A 15711-nucleotide genomic window follows, 5' to 3' on the forward strand; every position below is an offset into this window, starting at 1 on the left:
GTTTATTTGTTTTTTTGCTCGTATTTAACCAAAATGTCTAACATGCTTACAGAAGCATCTTCCATATTGTTTACGATACCTTCTACTTTCGATACACAATAGTTATAGAATACCTGCAGGATCATAGCTACGATCAAACCGCCTACGGTCGTAATCAATGCCACTTTAATACCTCCTGCTACCAGTGCCGGGCTCATATCACCTGCTGCCTGAATCTGGTCGAAGGCCTCGATCATACCGATTACAGTTCCCAAGAACCCCAACATAGGAGCCAATGCGATGAACAATCCGATCCAGGTCAATCCTTTTTCCATCAAACCCATCTGTACCGATCCGTAAGAAACAACTGATTTCTCAACCATGTCGATTCCCTGATCGTAACGGGAAAGTCCCTGATAGAAAATACTTGCTACAGGTCCGCGGGTATTGCGGCAATATTCTTTTGCTGCTTCAATACCACCGTTGTTCAGCGCGTCTTCAAAACCAGCGATGAATTTTTTGGTGTTCGTATCGGAAAGGTTTAAATAAATAACCCTTTCAATTGCGATGGCCAAACCGAAAATCAAACACAATACAACACAAGCCATAAATCCGGCACCACCTTCGATGAATTTCTGTTTGATCGCTGCATGCATTGAAGTGCTTTCAATTTGTTCGTCATCGATAGAAACTGTTGTTTGCTCGGTTTGAGCTGCTGGTGCTGCTTCGTCTTCCTGAGCCATTAGTTTTGATGCTCCAATAGTAAGCATTCCTAAAACTGCTATTAGTGCAAATAATTTTCTCATGATCTCTTTAACTGATTTTTAGTTTATAAATAATTAAAATTTAACTCTCAAACTTCAGGCGTACCCTTGCAAACCTTTGTATTCCCACAGGACGCACCAAAAGACGCGGCAAGGTACAAAAAAAATGTTAAAACCCAATATGATTCATGGTTATTTCTCCTTTTATTGATGAATTTAAGTATTTTTTTATTTCGTTAGCGTCACGGTATTTCTCCAGCAGATACATCATTTTGCAGACAGCAGCTTCCATCGTAATGTCATATCCACTTGAAACCCCGTAGTTTAATAACTCTCTGCTGGTCTCATAACGGCCCATTTCTACCGTTCCTCCCTGGCATTGGGTGACGTTGTATATGATGATGCCTTTTTGGGAGGCTTCTTTAATTTTTTCTAAAAAACAACGGTCGGTCGGAGCATTCCCCGAACCATAAGTCTCCAAAATCAGTCCTCTTAGACCGGGAGTTTGAATAACGGCATCTATTAATTCCGGACGAATGCCTGGAAATAATTGCAATATGGCGATATTGGTATTCATTTCCGTAAATGCACCAATCGGCTCTGTCCGGGGAGTATAATCGATGGCTCCGTAATTATAGTGAATATGAATACCGATTTCTGCTAAAGGCGGATAGTTGAACGATTGGAAAGCATCGAAACTCTCTGCATTGATTTTGGTGGTTCGGTTACCCCGGAAGAGTTTGGCTCCGAATAAAATACAGACTTCAGGTACAACTGCCTTGCCTTCGATGGTCGCCGCTGCAATTTCTAAGGCTGCAATCAGATTTTCCCGGCCATCGGTACGTATGGTGCCGATCGGAAGCTGTGAACCTGTGAAAACAACCGGTTTGGTCAGGTTGTTCAGCATGAAGCTCAGGGCTGCGGCCGAATAAGCCATCGTATCTGTCCCGTGCAGAATGACGAATCCGGAGTACTGATCGTATTTGTCCAGAATGATTTGGCACAGGTCGGCCCAAAGTGCCGGTTTCAAATCGGACGAATCGATGATCTCCGGTAAAGTATAACTGTTGATAGAAAAACCGAATTCTCTGATCTCAGGAACTGCTTTCGCTATCTGCTCGAAATCGAAAGGACACAATGCCCCTGTCGCCGGATCGTTGACCATTCCGATGGTTCCGCCTGTATATATTATCAATACCGATTTTGTCATTGTCATATCAAAGTTTATCGATGACCCCTCACACGTTTTCGCACTGCAAATTAAACAAATTCAAAGCATTTTGTGTCGTTATTTCTTCAATTTTTTTTGTCTCGAGACCCGTTAATTCTGCAATTTTTTGAGCTATTAACGGAATATAACTACTTTCATTTCTTTTTCCCCGGAAAGGGACTGGAGTCAGGTAAGGAGAATCGGTTTCCAGCACGATGTTTGCCGGGCCGATTTCGCGTAGGGTATCTGCCATCTGACTCTTTTTGAAGGTAACGACTCCTCCGATTCCTAATAAATACCCCATGTCGATTGCTTGCCGGGCTTCTGCTGCATTACCCGGAAAACAATGCAGAATACCACGGGTATAAGGATGTTTTTTCAGCACTTCGAAAATCACCTCCAGAGAGTCACGGGAATGAATGATTACCGGCAAACCGGTTTCTTTTGCTATTCCAAGCTGATGTTCGAATGCTTTGATTTGTTCCCGGTAATAACTTTTATCCCAATATAAGTCTATACCACATTCTCCGATGCCGTAAAAGGTATGGTTACCCAAAGCTTTTTCTACCTGGGCCAGTTCTGTTTTATAGTTCTCATACACAGAAGTGGGATGTAGCCCTGCCAAAGGAAATAACATCTCCGGGTGTCGGGCTGCCAGATCGAGCATCCGGTTGCGCGATTCACTATCGATGTCCGGAAGAACGATGTAATTCACTCCCGCCTCTCTGGCACGTTGTACGACAGCTTCCCGGTCTTCTCTGAATTCCTCTTCGTAGATATGTGAATGAGTGTCGATGTACATAAATTTGAAGCTAAAAATGATTAGCTGAAAACTGAATGATTTTGCGGAAACGAAGATAATAAAAAAAGCGCACACCATTGAAGTGTACGCTTTAATTTTCAGGTAATCGTTTTTTCAGCTTTTAACTTTTACCTTTAACTTTCTATACGTGTCCCTGAGCACACATTGCTTCAGCTACTTTTATAAAGCCGCCGATGTTAGCACCTTTCACGTAGTCGATCTTGTCTCCCTCCTTACCGAATTTAACACAAGTATCGTGGATATCTTTCATGATCTGAGACAGTTTCTGGTCAACTTCTTCAGCTGTCCAGCTATATCTCATTGAGTTCTGGCTCATTTCCAGACCTGATACGGCAACACCACCTGCGTTAGCTGCTTTACCCGGAGCGAAAGTGATATGAGAATTCAAATATTTAACAGCTTCAGCTGTACAACCCATATTGGAAGTTTCTACAACCATCTGGCAACCGTTAGCAACCAATTGTTTTGCATCTTCTTCGTTCAATTCGTTCTGAATAGCACACGGGAAAGCGATATCACATTTTACTTCCCATGGTTTTTTCTTAGCGAAGAATTTAGCTCCGAATTTAGCTGCATACGGTTCTACAACGTCGTTGTTGCTTGCTCGTAATTCCAGCATATAGTCGACACCTTCCTGAGTCAGACCTTTTTCGTCATAGATATATCCGTCCGGTCCGGAGATGGTTACCAATTTGGCTCCCAATTGAACGAGTTTCTGTGCAGCACCCCAGGCAACGTTACCGAATCCCGAGATAGCGACAGTTTTACCCTTGATGTCCTGGCCTTTTTCTTTCAGCATGTGCTGAGCGAAATATACCGTACCGTAACCGGTAGCTTCCGGACGTACACGTGATCCACCGAATTCTCTTGGTTTACCGGTCAGTACACCTACGAATTCGTTCCGGATTCTCTTATATTGTCCGAACAGATAACCGATTTCACGGGCTCCTACACCGATATCACCGGCAGGAACGTCTGTGTCGGCGCCGATATATTTGCAAAGTTCAGTCATAAAGCTCTGGCAAAAACGCATTACTTCATTGTCTGATTTTCCTTTCGGGTTGAAGTCCGAACCTCCTTTACCACCACCCATAGGCAGCGTAGTCAGAGAGTTTTTGAAAGTCTGCTCGAAACCTAAGAATTTCAATCCGCCCAAAGTTACCGACGGGTGGAAACGTAAACCTCCTTTGTACGGTCCGATAGCACTATTGAATTGAACGCGGTAGCCGCGGTTGATTTGTACTTCACCTTTGTCGTCGATCCATGGAACACGGAACATGATTACTCTTTCAGGTTCTACCATTTTTTCGAGGATCTTATTGGCCTTGTATTTCGGGTTTGCCTGATAGGTATCCCATACAGTTTCAATAACTTCTTCTACAGCCTGGTGGAACTCTGCTTCACCTACTGTTTTTGCCTTTAAGGCTTCCATGAATTCTTTAATTTCTGGTCTCATGTGTATAATTTTTAGTATGAGTTAATTCAAACGTTTTCGGATGTCAAAATTATCTAATTATTTACGATATCAAAACTTTTTGCAGTTAATTTTTTATTAACAAACCTTGATTTTGCTTTCGGATTGATAGTTGGAGATATATCCCTGCTGATAATCTGTTACTAAAACTGAAATTAGTACTTCGGCGGGCCCTCTCGGAGTGATAAAATTACCGGAGAGAATACTTTTTGCCTGCCAGACCGATTATTTTCCCTTCCAGTTCGAGTTGCAATAGGATAGCCGCTAGTTCACTACTTGGACGCTGGGTCAACTGGCATAATTCATCGATATGCAGGGCTCCATTTTCACTTAAGAGCTGAATGAGTGTATTCCCTTGTTCGTCGTCGCTGAAATTCGGTAAGATCGTTTGTTGTAGTGTCGTTTTTTTTATCGGGTAACCTAAGAGGTGGGCCACGTCGGTGGCATTTTCGGTTAATGCGGCAATGTTTTCTTTAATCAGAAAATTGCAGCCTGCCGAATATTTATCTTCCGGACGTCCAGGGAAAGCCATGACTTCCCGGTCGTATGACATGGCCAGGCGCGCTGTGGCCATAGCTCCTCCCTTTATGGCCGATTCGGCTACCAGGGTTGCATGACAGAGACCCGCAATAATCCGGTTGCGGCGTAAGAAATTGCTCGGATGTATATTCGCCGTGCAAGGAAATTCGCTGATCCAGGCCCCGCCGGTCTCCAGAATCTGACGTGCCATGCTTTTATGGGTCGCCGGATAAATCATGTGTAATCCATGTCCCAATACGGCTAAAGTCGTCAAGCCGAACTTCAGGGAAGCCCGGTGGGCCGAGGCGTCGATGCCATAAGCCAATCCGCTGACCAGGACAGGACGACAACCCAGATTCACCAGGTCTTCGACCAATGCCGTCACTCTGGCTTCACACCGGGACGATGCATGTCTTGTCCCTACGATGGCCAGATATTTATTTGCCGGAGAGGACTTTAACTTCCCTTTATAAAAAAAGACCAGGGGAGCATCGGCACATTGCCGGAGCAATTCCGGATAACACCCGTCTTCGATTGTGCAGATTTGTATCTCGTGTTTGTCCAACTGTTCTATCTCCGCTTCTGAATTTTGTATAGCCGTTTTCCGGTTAAAAGTGTCCGTGGGTATATTCAACTCCCGATAGAGCTGATTCAGCGTTTGGTCGCTTTCGAGAAAAAAACCTTCCAGACCTCCGCATCTTTCGATCAACGGGAGGTATATGCAGCTATTCAGCTTGGGTAATAAACTGATCGCAATGCGGGCTTTCACAGAGCTATTTCGATTCATGGCTAAAGAAGATTTAAATGGATCCGTATTTAACAAAGTTATGAAATATTATTGAATTATACTTCTTAAAAACAAGATATTATTCCGTAGCTTCGATGGGCAGAGAAGCTGATTTCTTTACTTTTGCCGTTTTCTCCGATTAATATTGGAGTTTTGCTTTTTCCTTTTTATTTTTGGCAAAATTTGCAGGTATATGAACAATATAATTTTTACCCGTGATATCCGGGCGGATTTACAATTGAAGCTGGCGGACTTCGGTATTGCAGATATTTTCGTACTGGTCGATAATAATTCCCGTAATTTTTGTCAGAGAAGTTTCGAGGATTTCGGTATTCCTGAAGAACATATTATTACAATTCCTGAAGGTGAACATCACAAATCTTTAGAGAGTGTGGCTGAGATTTGGCAGGTATTGTCCGATCAGGGGGCCCGGCGAAATGCTGTTTTGGTGAATGTGGGAGGAGGAGTGATTACCGATCTCGGTGGGTTTGCTGCTTCTTGCTTCAAACGGGGAATACATTGTGTGAATATACCGACGACACTTCTGGCTCAGATCGATGCGTCGGTGGGAGGAAAGACCGGCTTTGATTTCAATGGATTGAAAAACGAAATCGGTAGTTTCGCTATCCCCGATTGGGTACTTATCGATAATCATTTTTTAGCTACTTTGCCCGAACGGCAGATTATGTCAGGATTTGCCGAAATGCTGAAACACGCTTTATTAGCCGATGAAGAACATGTGGCTGAAGCGATGCAGGTAGATTTTGCCGGAGTGGCGGAAGAAGATTTTTTGAAGCTGATACGTAAATCCGTTGCGGTGAAAGCGGCTATTGTACAAAGTGATCCCCGGGAAAAAGGATTGCGCAAAGCATTGAATTTCGGACATACGGTGGGGCATGCTATCGAAAGTGTCGCTATCCGCCGTGGACTCGATATTTTCCATGGAGATGCTGTTGCGTACGGCATGATTGCCGAATTGTTCCTCTCCGTGCAAAAACTTGGTTTCGATGAAAAACATTTCGAGGCGGTAAGGAAGTTTATCCGCGAAAAATACCCGGTCTACCATCCTGTAGCCGAAGCGGACGAATTATATGAGCTGATGCTGCACGATAAGAAAAACGAACAGGCAGGGGTTAATTTTACACTCATACATAAACCCGGCGAATTTGACATCGATAATTATTGTAGCCGGGATGAAATTTTCGAAGCCCTTAAACAAATTTAATGGGAAGGGGAATGGATATAACTTTGGATTTCAAGTCGAAACGGGTACAAGGTACGGTTACTTTGCCTGCCTCGAAAAGTATTTCCAATCGGGTGCTCATCGTCAATGCCTTGGCCGATAGTGAACTACCGATAGAAAATCTCGCCGATTGTGACGATACGCAAAGTATGGTGCGGATACTGTGTAGTGAAAATAGCTATTTTGATGTGGGGCATGCCGGGACAGCGATGCGTTTTCTGACGGCTTATCTTTCAAGGATTATCGGGAAGTGGGTACTGACGGGATCCGAGCGGATGAAACAAAGACCCATTCGGGTGTTGGTAGAAGCTTTGAACCGATTGGGAGCACGGATCGGGTATCTTGAAAACGAAGGTTTTCCGCCATTGGAGATTTACGGTTCCCGCTTGGTGGGTGGAAGTATAGATATTCCGGCTTCTGTCAGTAGCCAGTATATCTCTGCTTTATTGATGATCGCTCCTTATATGGAAAAAGGATTGGAAATCCGGCTTACCGGCAAGGTAGTTTCGAGTTCCTATATCGATATGACTTTGCAGATCATGCGGGAGTTTGGAGCCGAAGTCGGTCGGGAGGATACTGTGATCGGAGTGAAGCCGGGAGAATACCGGTCTGTTCCTTACCGGGTAGAATCGGATTGGAGTGCTGCTTCTTATTTTTATGAATTGCTGGCTATCGCCGGAGAAGGAGAGATTATCCTGACCGGCTTGAAAGAAAAAAGCATGCAGGGAGATTCCCGTCAGACTGTTGTGTGGAGGAAATTAGGGGTTCGAACCTGCTATGAGGGAGATTTAGTGAGATTATCGGCCGCAAAGCCTGAAATCGATCGGTTGGATTATGATTTTGTGGAAATGCCCGATCTCGTCCAATCGTTTGCTGTGGCTTGTTGTATGCGGCGTATTCCATTTCTGTTCCGGGGAGTGGAGACCTTGCGGATTAAAGAAACCGATCGGATCCAGGCGCTGATAGAGGAATTGGGCAAATTGGGTTATCTGTTGAAAGCTGAAGGAGATGGAGCCTTGATTTGGGAAGGGGAACGGACCGGGGGGCAGCCATGTCCCCGGATTGCGACTTATCACGATCATCGCATGGCCATGGCATTTGCTCCTGCAGCCCTGAAACATCCGGGATTAGTTATTGTGGATAAAGAAGTCGTTTCCAAATCTTTTCCCCGTTATTGGGAAGCACTGGCCGGATGTTTTGGGACGAAATCCGGATATTCGGACTCTTAAGATCTTTTAGCTTTGAAAAATTGTTTCACTATTTCACTGCATTCCCCGGTTAAAATGCCTGAGGTGATTCGGGTTTTCGGATGCAATACGGGAGGGGTCAGACGCGAGTATCCCCGATGAGGGTCGGGGGCTCCGGTCACTAATTCGCCGAGTTGTGCCCATGATAATGCACCGGCACACATGGTGCAAGGTTCCATCGTTACGTACAGCGTGCATTCATTCAGGTATTTACCTCCCAGATAAGAGGTTGCCATCGTGATGGCGAGCATTTCTGCATGAGCGGTGACGTCATTCAGTTTTTCGGTTTCATTATGGGCCCGGGCGATAATTTTTCCTTTACATACGACGACGGCTCCTACAGGGATTTCTCCCTCCTCTGCGGCTTGTCGGGCTTCCTGCAGGGCTTTATGCATATAATATTCATGTGTCGTCATCGGCTACGTCGGATCTGTTCGGTCGGAAAAATTTACCATTCAGCAACTTTTACCCGGCAAAGTTAAGGATTTTTCCCGGATCACCGCCCGGAAAGCCGGTCTTTTATATCAATCGTTTGAGTATGATATTGAGTGGATTGTAATCAAAATATTTGGGTAGCAGATAAATTATTCCTAATTTTATCATCCCGAAACAACGGGGCATATGAATTGCTAGTTCATTAATCATTAATAATAATTTTATGCAGACGATTGACACTTACAATTTTCAAGGGAAAAAAGCATTGATCCGTGTGGATTTCAATGTACCCTTAAATGATAAATTCGAGATCACCGACGACACCCGTATGCGGGCGGCTATTCCTACGATCAGGAAGGTGCTTGCCGGCGGCGGTGCTGTTATTCTGATGTCTCATCTGGGACGTCCGAAAGGGGTTGACAGTAAATATTCGCTGAAACATATTCAGAAACATTTAGAAGAATTACTGGGACAACCGGTCAGATTTGCGGATGATTGCATAGGTGAAAGTGCCAAAAAACAAGCTGCTGAATTGAAACCGGGAGAAGTATTACTGCTCGAAAATCTGCGTTATTATGCAGAAGAAGAAGGTAAACCCCGTGGTTTGGCTGACGATGCCTCCGATGAAGAAAAAAAAGCTGCAAAGGCAGCGGTCAAAGAATCTCAGAAGAAATTTGTCGCCGACCTGGCTTCTTTAGGTGATGTTTGGATCAACGATGCATTCGGTACTGCCCACCGGGCTCATGCTTCTACCGCTTTGATCGCAAAATATTTCCCCAACGATAAATTATTCGGTTATGTGATGGAAGGTGAACTGAAGGCGGTCGACAGTGTGATGAAAGATCCGAAACGTCCTTTTACCGCTATCATGGGGGGATCTAAAGTTTCTTCTAAAATCGACATCATCATGAACCTGATGGATAAGGTGGACAACCTGATCCTGGGTGGAGGGATGACCTATACCTTCAAGGCTGCTTTGGGGGGACATGTCGGAAGTTCTATTTGTGAAGCCGATAAGCTCGATCTGGCGCTCGATATCATGCGTATTGCCAAAGAAAAAGGGGTTAATCTGGTATTGTCCGATCAGGCTGTCATCGCCGATGGTTTCAGCAATGATGCGAATACCAAATTGGCTGATCCCATGAATATTCCGGATGGCTGGGAAGGATTGGATATCGGTCCGGAGACTCGCGAACGTTTTGCTAAAGTAATCGAAGAATCCAAAACGATTCTTTGGAACGGTCCGGTCGGGGTATTCGAAATGCCCAAATTCGCCGAAGGTACCAGGGCTATTGCCGAGGCTATTGTGAAAGCTACTGAAAAAGGTGCTTTCTCTCTGATCGGTGGTGGCGACTCTGTCGCTGCTATCAACCAGTTCGGACTGGCCGACAAGGTCAGCTACGTATCTACCGGTGGAGGTGCCCTTCTCGAATACATCGAAGGAAAAGAATTACCCGGAATCACTGCTATCCGCGGAGAATAATCGTGACTTCGATAAAATAAATGAGCGTCCGTTGAAGTGCGGACGCTTTTTTTATGTCATTAAGGTCGGATTTTTCAATTATATATTTTTACTTTTGTAGGAGTAAAACTAGTTTGTTATGAGCACGATGATTCAGGTAACAGAGCCGACGATGGTCCTCAATGAGGAAGTGTGTAAAAGTAATATTGCCCGGATGGCGGCCAAAGCGAAAGCAGCCAATGTGGTATTCCGGCCACATTTTAAAACTCATCAGTCCCGGGAAATCGGTGAGTGGTTCAGAGCGAGCGGAGTGGATAAGATTACCGTTTCTTCATTGAACATGGCTATGAAATTCGCCGAATGGGGATGGAACGATATTACGGTCGCTTTTCCGGTAAATTGTCTGGAACACGAGAAAATCAACGCTTTAGCAGCTAAGATTCGTTTGAATTTGTTATTGGTCCATTCCGAAGGAGCCCGGCAATTGTCCGAATGCCTGAAATATCCGGTAGGCGTATATCTGGGAGTAGATACCGGATACCATCGGGATGGGGTAGACGCCGGTAACTATGAAAAAATCGAACGGATCATGAATATTGTTGCTCCCGATGTGAATATCAAATTCGAGGGTTTCCTTACCCATGCCGGACATACGTATAATGCCCGTTCTAAAGAAGAAATTTTGCAGATTCATAAAGACAATCTGCGCATGCTTAAAAATATCAAAGAAAGATATATTGATCGCTATCCTCAGCTCAAGATTTCTTTAGGGGATACGCCTTCCTGTTCATTGGCCGATCGTTTTGGCGTGGCCGATGAAATTCGCCCCGGAAACTTTGTTTTTTATGATGTAACACAATTGAAAATCGGTTCCTGCGACTGGTATAATATCGCTTTGGCAGTGAAATGCCCGGTGGTGGACATCAACCGGCACCGGAATGAGGCGGTGATTTATGGGGGGGGAGTACATTTTTCTAAGGATAGGATCGATCGTCCCGGTAATCGTCCGCTTTATGGGATGGTTGCTGAAAACCATAACGATTATTGGGGAAATATTATTTCGGGTGTGGAATTGGTGTCCTTGTCCCAGGAACATGGCGTAATGCATTGTACGGACGATTTTCTCGATCGGCTTCATGTCGGGGATGTTGTCACCGTATTGCCTGTGCATTCCTGTATGACGGCCGATCTGATGAAAATTTACCACATGAACGACGGGAAAACTGCCGCCCATATTTAAAGCATCATGGAGGATAAAATTAAAGTTGCCGGTGAAATAGCAGCTCATACTTATCCTTTGAGTGAAAAAAGCCTTTGCCGTTTGGCTGCTATCTTAGAACCACGGAAATTATTGAAGAATGAATTATTTCTGAAAGAAGGCGATGTCGCACGTTCGATGGGAGTCGTCGAACAAGGGATGGTGAGGCAGTTTTACCGGAAAAAAAATCTGGAGATTACGGAGCATTTTACATACGAAGGCCATCTTTTCGTATGTCTGGAAAGTTTTATTCGTCAGATCCCGGGACAATTTTATGTTGAGGCACTCGAGCCTACTCTGATCTATGAAATACCTTACGGGCCTTTTCATGAACTCATGCAACAGGATCCCGAAATTTTGCGGGTATATTGTACCATCCTCGAAAGTTCGTTAATCATTTCCCAACATAAAGCGGATGCCCGCAACCGGCATTCTGCTTTCGAACGTTATCGGCGTCTGGAGTTCGAACACCCTCAGATCGTCCGGAGGGCTCCTCAGATTCATGTGGCTTCTTTTTTGGGGATGAGTCCTGAAACCTTAAGCCGGATACGGGCTGGTAAGATTGCTTGATACAGATCAAGAAATGTCCTGCCGGAAAGTATTTCAGTATCGAAAACGTTGTAAATCGGATCGAAATACAGAATTTTGCACTGTTTTTAAATCTTGTGCTATGATAAAATACTGTATTTTTTCTATTTTTTGTTTTCTTCCCTTTTTGATTTGGGCGGATGAGTTACCCCAACTGGGTAAGGCTCCTTTGGAAAAAGTGATTCAGGCCATGACGGTCGACGAAAAGATCCGGTTGTTGACCGGAACGGGTGAGGTGGCCGAAGATATTTTGGTTGCCGTGGGCGAAACCGATAAAATTGTGCCCGGTGCTGCCGGTACCACCTATCCCATTCTCCGGCTGGGTATTCCGGCGATGGTAATGGCCGACGGTCCTGCCGGACTTCGGATTTCTGCCCGGCGTGATAGTTGTCCGCGAACATTTTATTGTACTGCTTTCCCTGTAGCTACTTTGCTGGCTTCGACCTGGAATACGGATTTGGTACAACAGGTCGGGCAGGCCATGGGTAACGAAGTGCTCGAATATGGTTGTGATATTTTATTGGCACCTGCTCTTAATATCCACCGGAATCCTCTGTGTGGCCGGAATTTCGAGTATTATTCCGAAGATCCTTTCCTGACAGGTAAAATCGCAGTAGCTATGGTAAAAGGTATTCAACAAAACGGCGTAGGCACGTCTGTGAAACATTTTGCCGTCAATAATCAGGAGACGAACCGGATTGCTAATGATGCGATTCTCTCTCCCCGTGCGATGAGGGAGATTTATCTCAAAGGCTTTGAAATGGTGGTGAAGGAAGCGAATCCCTGGACGGTAATGTCGTCGTATAATAAGATCAACGGCGTTTATACCTCCGAGAGTTATGATTTACTGACGACGATTTTGCGTAAAGAGTGGGGATATCAGGGGATGGTGGTCACCGACTGGTTCGGTGGACGCGATGCCGTCGGGCAGGTCCAGGCTGGAAACGACCTGCTGATGCCCGGGAAAATTCGCCAGCAAGATAGTATCCGCCAGGCATTGAAGACAGGAAAACTATCTATGGCCGACGTCGACCGGAATGTACGCCGGGTGTTGGAGTTGATCCTGAAAACGCCCCGTTTTAAAGGATATCCCTATTCCGAACAGCCTGATCTGAAAGCACATGCTTCGGTTACCCGTGAAGCTGCTGCCGAAGGAATGATTTTGTTGAAAAATGATGGAAAAACGTTACCGTTGGCCGCTGATGTGCGTGATATTGCCGTTTTTGGAAATACTTCTTACCAGTTTATTGCCGGAGGTACCGGTAGCGGTGATGTCGAAGAAGCTTATTCTGTCTCTTTGGAAGAAGGATTGACCGGAGCCGGTTTTATCCTCGATAAGGGCTTGAAACAGCATTATTTGGATTATATCCGGGCTGAAGAGGCTAAAATCGATTGGAAGAAATACAACCACGTCACTCCTCCCCGTATCGTGGAATGTACTTTAGACGAAGGGTTGATCCGGCGAAAAGCCGAAGAAACGGATATGGCTATGATTACCATCGGCCGGAATGCCGGAGAATACAGTGACCGGAAAGTGAAAGACGATTTCGAGCTTTGTGCCGACGAACGGGAAATGCTGGAAAAGGTAACCCGAATCTTTCATCAGGAGGGTAAAAAGGTAGTCGTCATCCTGAATATCGGGGGAGTGATCGAAACGGCTTCCTGGAAAGACCGGCCCGATGCAATCCTGTTGGCTTGGCAGGGGGGACAGGAAGGTGGAAACTCGGTGGCCGATATTTTATCGGGCAAGGTGAATCCCTCCGGTAAGTTACCGATGACTTTCCCTGTCCGTTATGAAGATGCCGCTTCCTCTGAAAATTTTCCCCTAATCGGCGATGAGGAAGCTCTCGATATTTACCGGGAGTTTTATACCGGGCCTAAAGGTACCGACCGGCCGAATATCGACTTTACCCGATATGAAGAGGGGATCTATGTCGGTTACCGTTATTTCGATAAATATCGGGTAGATGTTTCCTATCCCTTCGGTTTCGGCTTGTCGTATACCGGATTTACTTATAGCAAACCTCGGTATTTGCGTACAGAACAAGGATATGAATTTTCCTGTACAGTGACCAATACCGGAAAGATACCGGGAAAAGAAGTGGTACAGTTATATATCGCCGCTCCCGGAAAAACAATGGTTAAACCACAGAAAGAACTGAAAGCCTTTGCCAAAACGAAAATATTGGCTCCCGGAGAGAGTGAGGTCGTTCGGTTGGTTGTCGGTTTGTCCGAACTGGCGTCCTTCGACGAGCAAGCTTCCTGTTGGGCAGTTGAATCCGGTCGCTATCTGGCTATTTGGGGGAGTTCTTCCCGGGATTGCCGTTTAAAACAATCTTTTACGCTTCGGCAAGCCGTGACGGGTGAAGAGGTGCATCGGGTTTTATTACCCGTACGACAACTCGAAGAGTTGTATTGAGTTCGACGGAGAAACGGGCCTGCCGTTTTTGGTTTTTCGTTTACTTTATTACCTTTGCTGTGATAATGAACGTTTTATTAGTTGAATAACATAATTTTATAACATTCCCGAATCGGAAAATTATTCTGTTTCTTTATCGGATTATTCCTTGGGTTTTCATCGTTTATTCTAATAAACCGTCTGATTATCAGTTTCCTTTCAGGGCTTCACAATAACGATGAATTCCGTGTATTACGATTTCAATTTCCTCGTCATCCAATACCTCCAGTATTTTGGATATCGTTTCATTAATCGAATCTGTTGCTTCTGCAAGCCGGGACTCCCCTGCTGCCGAGAGGGTGATCACTTTCCTCCGTTTGTCCTTTTCATCCTGATAGATATCCACCAAGCCGGCTTGGACTAACTTTTTTATATTTCTACTCATCGTAGAATGTTCGACATGAAGAAAATCTGCTAATTCCTGAATAGAAAGACTTATATTGTTCTTTATATGATAGAGGATATGCCGCTGACTGAATGATAAGCCCGCACGATGTTTGAATAAACCCAATTCCTTGACCAGTTCATAGTTCAGTTGGCGGAGTATATCGATATAGTTTTGCATCATGTCGTTAATAAAGGTGTTTTTATATATGTATCAAACATGGATCTTCTCTCTGCAAATATATGTATTATGCATATAAATCCAAATAAAGTTTGAAAATTTAACACAAATAATTTAAAAAATCCAAATTTTCCGGCTCAATTGCGCGAAAGTACCCGGAATCGGTTGCGTTTACCGAAAAGAATAAACACATCGTTGGCGTTGACCACAAAGTCATCGGATACTTCTTCGAGAAGTTCCATGCGTAAATACCCCTTTTCTTCATCCCGGTCATAATGTTTTATAGCGATTAATTTGAGCGAGAAATCTTTTTCCAGTTTGATATCTCCCAGTCGTCGTCCGACAAAAGCAGGGGGAAGCTTCATTTCATAAATATAATAATCCGGTGATACCTGATAAGAATAGATTAATGTAGTTAATTCGGTTTTTGTTGCGAAAAAATCGGCATATTCTTTTTCGAGTTGAATGATTTCCGTTATACCCATTGCTTCCAGAACCGTTTTATGTAAGGTAGAAATAGCCCGGACAATAATACGTTTAGCTCCGTTTTGTTTAAGAATAGCCACGGTCAGTATAGAAGCTCCTGCATCCTTACCTAACGAAACGATATTCAGGTCTGCATCTTTCAACGGTAAATTGCGGGCAGCCTGTTCGTTGTTGAGGTTCAGGCAGATCGTATTTTTAATACTATCTTTATATGCATTCACTTTATCTATATCTTTATCGACCCCGATGACTTCATATCCCATGGCCGTCAACCGTTGAGCCAGCGCCATCCCGAAATTCCCCAAACCGATGATAATACATTTCATAACAAAAAACAAAAAACAAAAAACAATAAGCAATAGGCTAAAGGCTATAAGCTAAAGGCTAAAGGCTAAAGGCTATAGGCTATAAGC

The 15711-nt window shown here is 44.5% G+C and carries 14 protein-coding genes; 6 read left to right on the top strand and 8 right to left on the bottom strand.

Features of this window, described 5'->3' with window-relative positions:
- Positions 1 to 2 precede the first annotated feature (2 nt).
- The 5 genes from AC5RDS_RS00485 to dprA form a co-directional block, all read right to left on the bottom strand.
- Positions 3 to 785, bottom strand: a complete 783-nt coding sequence (locus AC5RDS_RS00485) for a MotA/TolQ/ExbB proton channel family protein (RefSeq protein WP_013612994.1) — start codon at positions 783 to 785, stop codon at positions 3 to 5.
- Between the two features lie 127 nt (positions 786 to 912).
- The gene (locus AC5RDS_RS00490) at positions 913 to 1953 is read right to left on the bottom strand and encodes an asparaginase (RefSeq protein WP_118102553.1); all 1041 of its coding nucleotides are present in this window, start codon (positions 1951 to 1953) and stop codon (positions 913 to 915) included.
- Positions 1954 to 1981: 28 nt separating this feature from the next.
- Entirely contained in the window at positions 1982 to 2755 is a 774-nt protein-coding gene (locus AC5RDS_RS00495) for a TatD family hydrolase (protein ID WP_041557462.1), read from the bottom strand.
- A 142-nt stretch (positions 2756 to 2897) separates the two neighbouring features.
- A complete protein-coding gene (gene gdhA, locus AC5RDS_RS00500) occupies positions 2898 to 4232 on the bottom strand; it encodes an NADP-specific glutamate dehydrogenase (protein ID WP_013612997.1) in 1335 nt (444 codons plus the stop codon).
- 208 nt (positions 4233 to 4440) lie between these two features.
- Positions 4441 to 5556: a DNA-processing protein DprA gene (dprA, locus tag AC5RDS_RS00505; protein ID WP_071823579.1), complete on the bottom strand. Its 1116-nt coding sequence runs from the start codon at positions 5554 to 5556 to the stop codon at positions 4441 to 4443.
- A gap of 193 nt (positions 5557 to 5749) precedes the next feature.
- On the opposite strand from dprA, the gene aroB reads away from it, so the two are divergent.
- Both aroB and AC5RDS_RS00515 read left to right on the top strand, forming a co-directional pair.
- Positions 5750 to 6781 carry a 3-dehydroquinate synthase gene (aroB, locus tag AC5RDS_RS00510; RefSeq protein WP_013612999.1) on the top strand — a complete coding sequence of 344 codons (1032 nt, stop codon included), beginning with the start codon at positions 5750 to 5752 and terminating at the stop codon, positions 6779 to 6781.
- Between the two features lie 11 nt (positions 6782 to 6792).
- Positions 6793 to 8028 (top strand): 3-phosphoshikimate 1-carboxyvinyltransferase, encoded by a 1236-nt coding sequence (locus AC5RDS_RS00515; RefSeq protein ID WP_013613000.1) that lies wholly within the window; start codon positions 6793 to 6795, stop codon positions 8026 to 8028.
- On the opposite strand, the gene AC5RDS_RS00520 is transcribed toward AC5RDS_RS00515, so the two are convergent.
- The gene (locus AC5RDS_RS00520; RefSeq protein WP_013613001.1) at positions 8025 to 8462 is read right to left on the bottom strand and encodes a nucleoside deaminase; all 438 of its coding nucleotides are present in this window, start codon (positions 8460 to 8462) and stop codon (positions 8025 to 8027) included. The two genes, AC5RDS_RS00515 and AC5RDS_RS00520, sit on opposite strands and share 4 nt — an antisense overlap.
- Before the next feature lie 242 nt (positions 8463 to 8704).
- Here AC5RDS_RS00520 and AC5RDS_RS00525 point away from each other — a divergent pair, with 242 nt between their 5' ends.
- From AC5RDS_RS00525 to AC5RDS_RS00540, 4 genes are all read left to right on the top strand, one after another.
- Entirely contained in the window at positions 8705 to 9964 is a 1260-nt protein-coding gene (locus AC5RDS_RS00525) for a phosphoglycerate kinase (protein ID WP_013613002.1), read from the top strand.
- A 118-nt stretch (positions 9965 to 10082) separates the two neighbouring features.
- Positions 10083 to 11183 (top strand): alanine racemase, encoded by a 1101-nt coding sequence (locus AC5RDS_RS00530; RefSeq protein WP_013613003.1) that lies wholly within the window; start codon positions 10083 to 10085, stop codon positions 11181 to 11183.
- Positions 11184 to 11189: 6 nt separating this feature from the next.
- A complete protein-coding gene (locus tag AC5RDS_RS00535; RefSeq protein WP_013613004.1) occupies positions 11190 to 11771 on the top strand; it encodes a Crp/Fnr family transcriptional regulator in 582 nt (193 codons plus the stop codon).
- Between the two features lie 100 nt (positions 11772 to 11871).
- The gene (locus tag AC5RDS_RS00540) at positions 11872 to 14208 is read left to right on the top strand and encodes a beta-glucosidase (protein ID WP_013613005.1); all 2337 of its coding nucleotides are present in this window, start codon (positions 11872 to 11874) and stop codon (positions 14206 to 14208) included.
- Positions 14209 to 14395: 187 nt separating this feature from the next.
- On the opposite strand, the gene AC5RDS_RS00545 is transcribed toward AC5RDS_RS00540, so the two are convergent.
- Positions 14396 to 14815 carry a MarR family winged helix-turn-helix transcriptional regulator gene (locus tag AC5RDS_RS00545; RefSeq protein ID WP_041556885.1) on the bottom strand — a complete coding sequence of 140 codons (420 nt, stop codon included), beginning with the start codon at positions 14813 to 14815 and terminating at the stop codon, positions 14396 to 14398.
- Between the two features lie 134 nt (positions 14816 to 14949).
- Complete coding sequence (locus AC5RDS_RS00550) at positions 14950 to 15624, bottom strand: potassium channel family protein (protein ID WP_013613007.1); 675 nt, start codon at positions 15622 to 15624, stop codon at positions 14950 to 14952.
- Positions 15625 to 15711: the final 87 nt, after the last annotated feature.

Source organism: Odoribacter sp. (assembly GCF_985060555.1).

Excerpts from the sequence above, each read along its gene's own strand:
- AC5RDS_RS00485 (WP_013612994.1), bottom strand. The coding sequence starts at position 785 with ATGAGAAAATTATTTGCACTAATAGCAGTTTTAGGAATGCTTACTATT.
- AC5RDS_RS00490 (WP_118102553.1), bottom strand. The coding sequence starts at position 1,953 with ATGACAAAATCGGTATTGATAATATATACAGGCGGAACCATCGGAATG.
- AC5RDS_RS00495 (WP_041557462.1), bottom strand. The coding sequence starts at position 2,755 with ATGTACATCGACACTCATTCACATATCTACGAAGAGGAATTCAGAGAA.
- gdhA (WP_013612997.1), bottom strand. The coding sequence starts at position 4,232 with ATGAGACCAGAAATTAAAGAATTCATGGAAGCCTTAAAGGCAAAAACA.
- dprA (WP_071823579.1), bottom strand. The coding sequence starts at position 5,556 with ATGAATCGAAATAGCTCTGTGAAAGCCCGCATTGCGATCAGTTTATTA.
- aroB (WP_013612999.1), top strand. The coding sequence starts at position 5,750 with ATGAACAATATAATTTTTACCCGTGATATCCGGGCGGATTTACAATTG.
- AC5RDS_RS00515 (WP_013613000.1), top strand. The coding sequence starts at position 6,793 with ATGGATATAACTTTGGATTTCAAGTCGAAACGGGTACAAGGTACGGTT.
- AC5RDS_RS00520 (WP_013613001.1), bottom strand. The coding sequence starts at position 8,462 with ATGACGACACATGAATATTATATGCATAAAGCCCTGCAGGAAGCCCGA.
- AC5RDS_RS00525 (WP_013613002.1), top strand. The coding sequence starts at position 8,705 with ATGCAGACGATTGACACTTACAATTTTCAAGGGAAAAAAGCATTGATC.
- AC5RDS_RS00530 (WP_013613003.1), top strand. The coding sequence starts at position 10,083 with ATGAGCACGATGATTCAGGTAACAGAGCCGACGATGGTCCTCAATGAG.
- AC5RDS_RS00535 (WP_013613004.1), top strand. The coding sequence starts at position 11,190 with ATGGAGGATAAAATTAAAGTTGCCGGTGAAATAGCAGCTCATACTTAT.
- AC5RDS_RS00540 (WP_013613005.1), top strand. The coding sequence starts at position 11,872 with ATGATAAAATACTGTATTTTTTCTATTTTTTGTTTTCTTCCCTTTTTG.
- AC5RDS_RS00545 (WP_041556885.1), bottom strand. The coding sequence starts at position 14,815 with ATGATGCAAAACTATATCGATATACTCCGCCAACTGAACTATGAACTG.
- AC5RDS_RS00550 (WP_013613007.1), bottom strand. The coding sequence starts at position 15,624 with ATGAAATGTATTATCATCGGTTTGGGGAATTTCGGGATGGCGCTGGCT.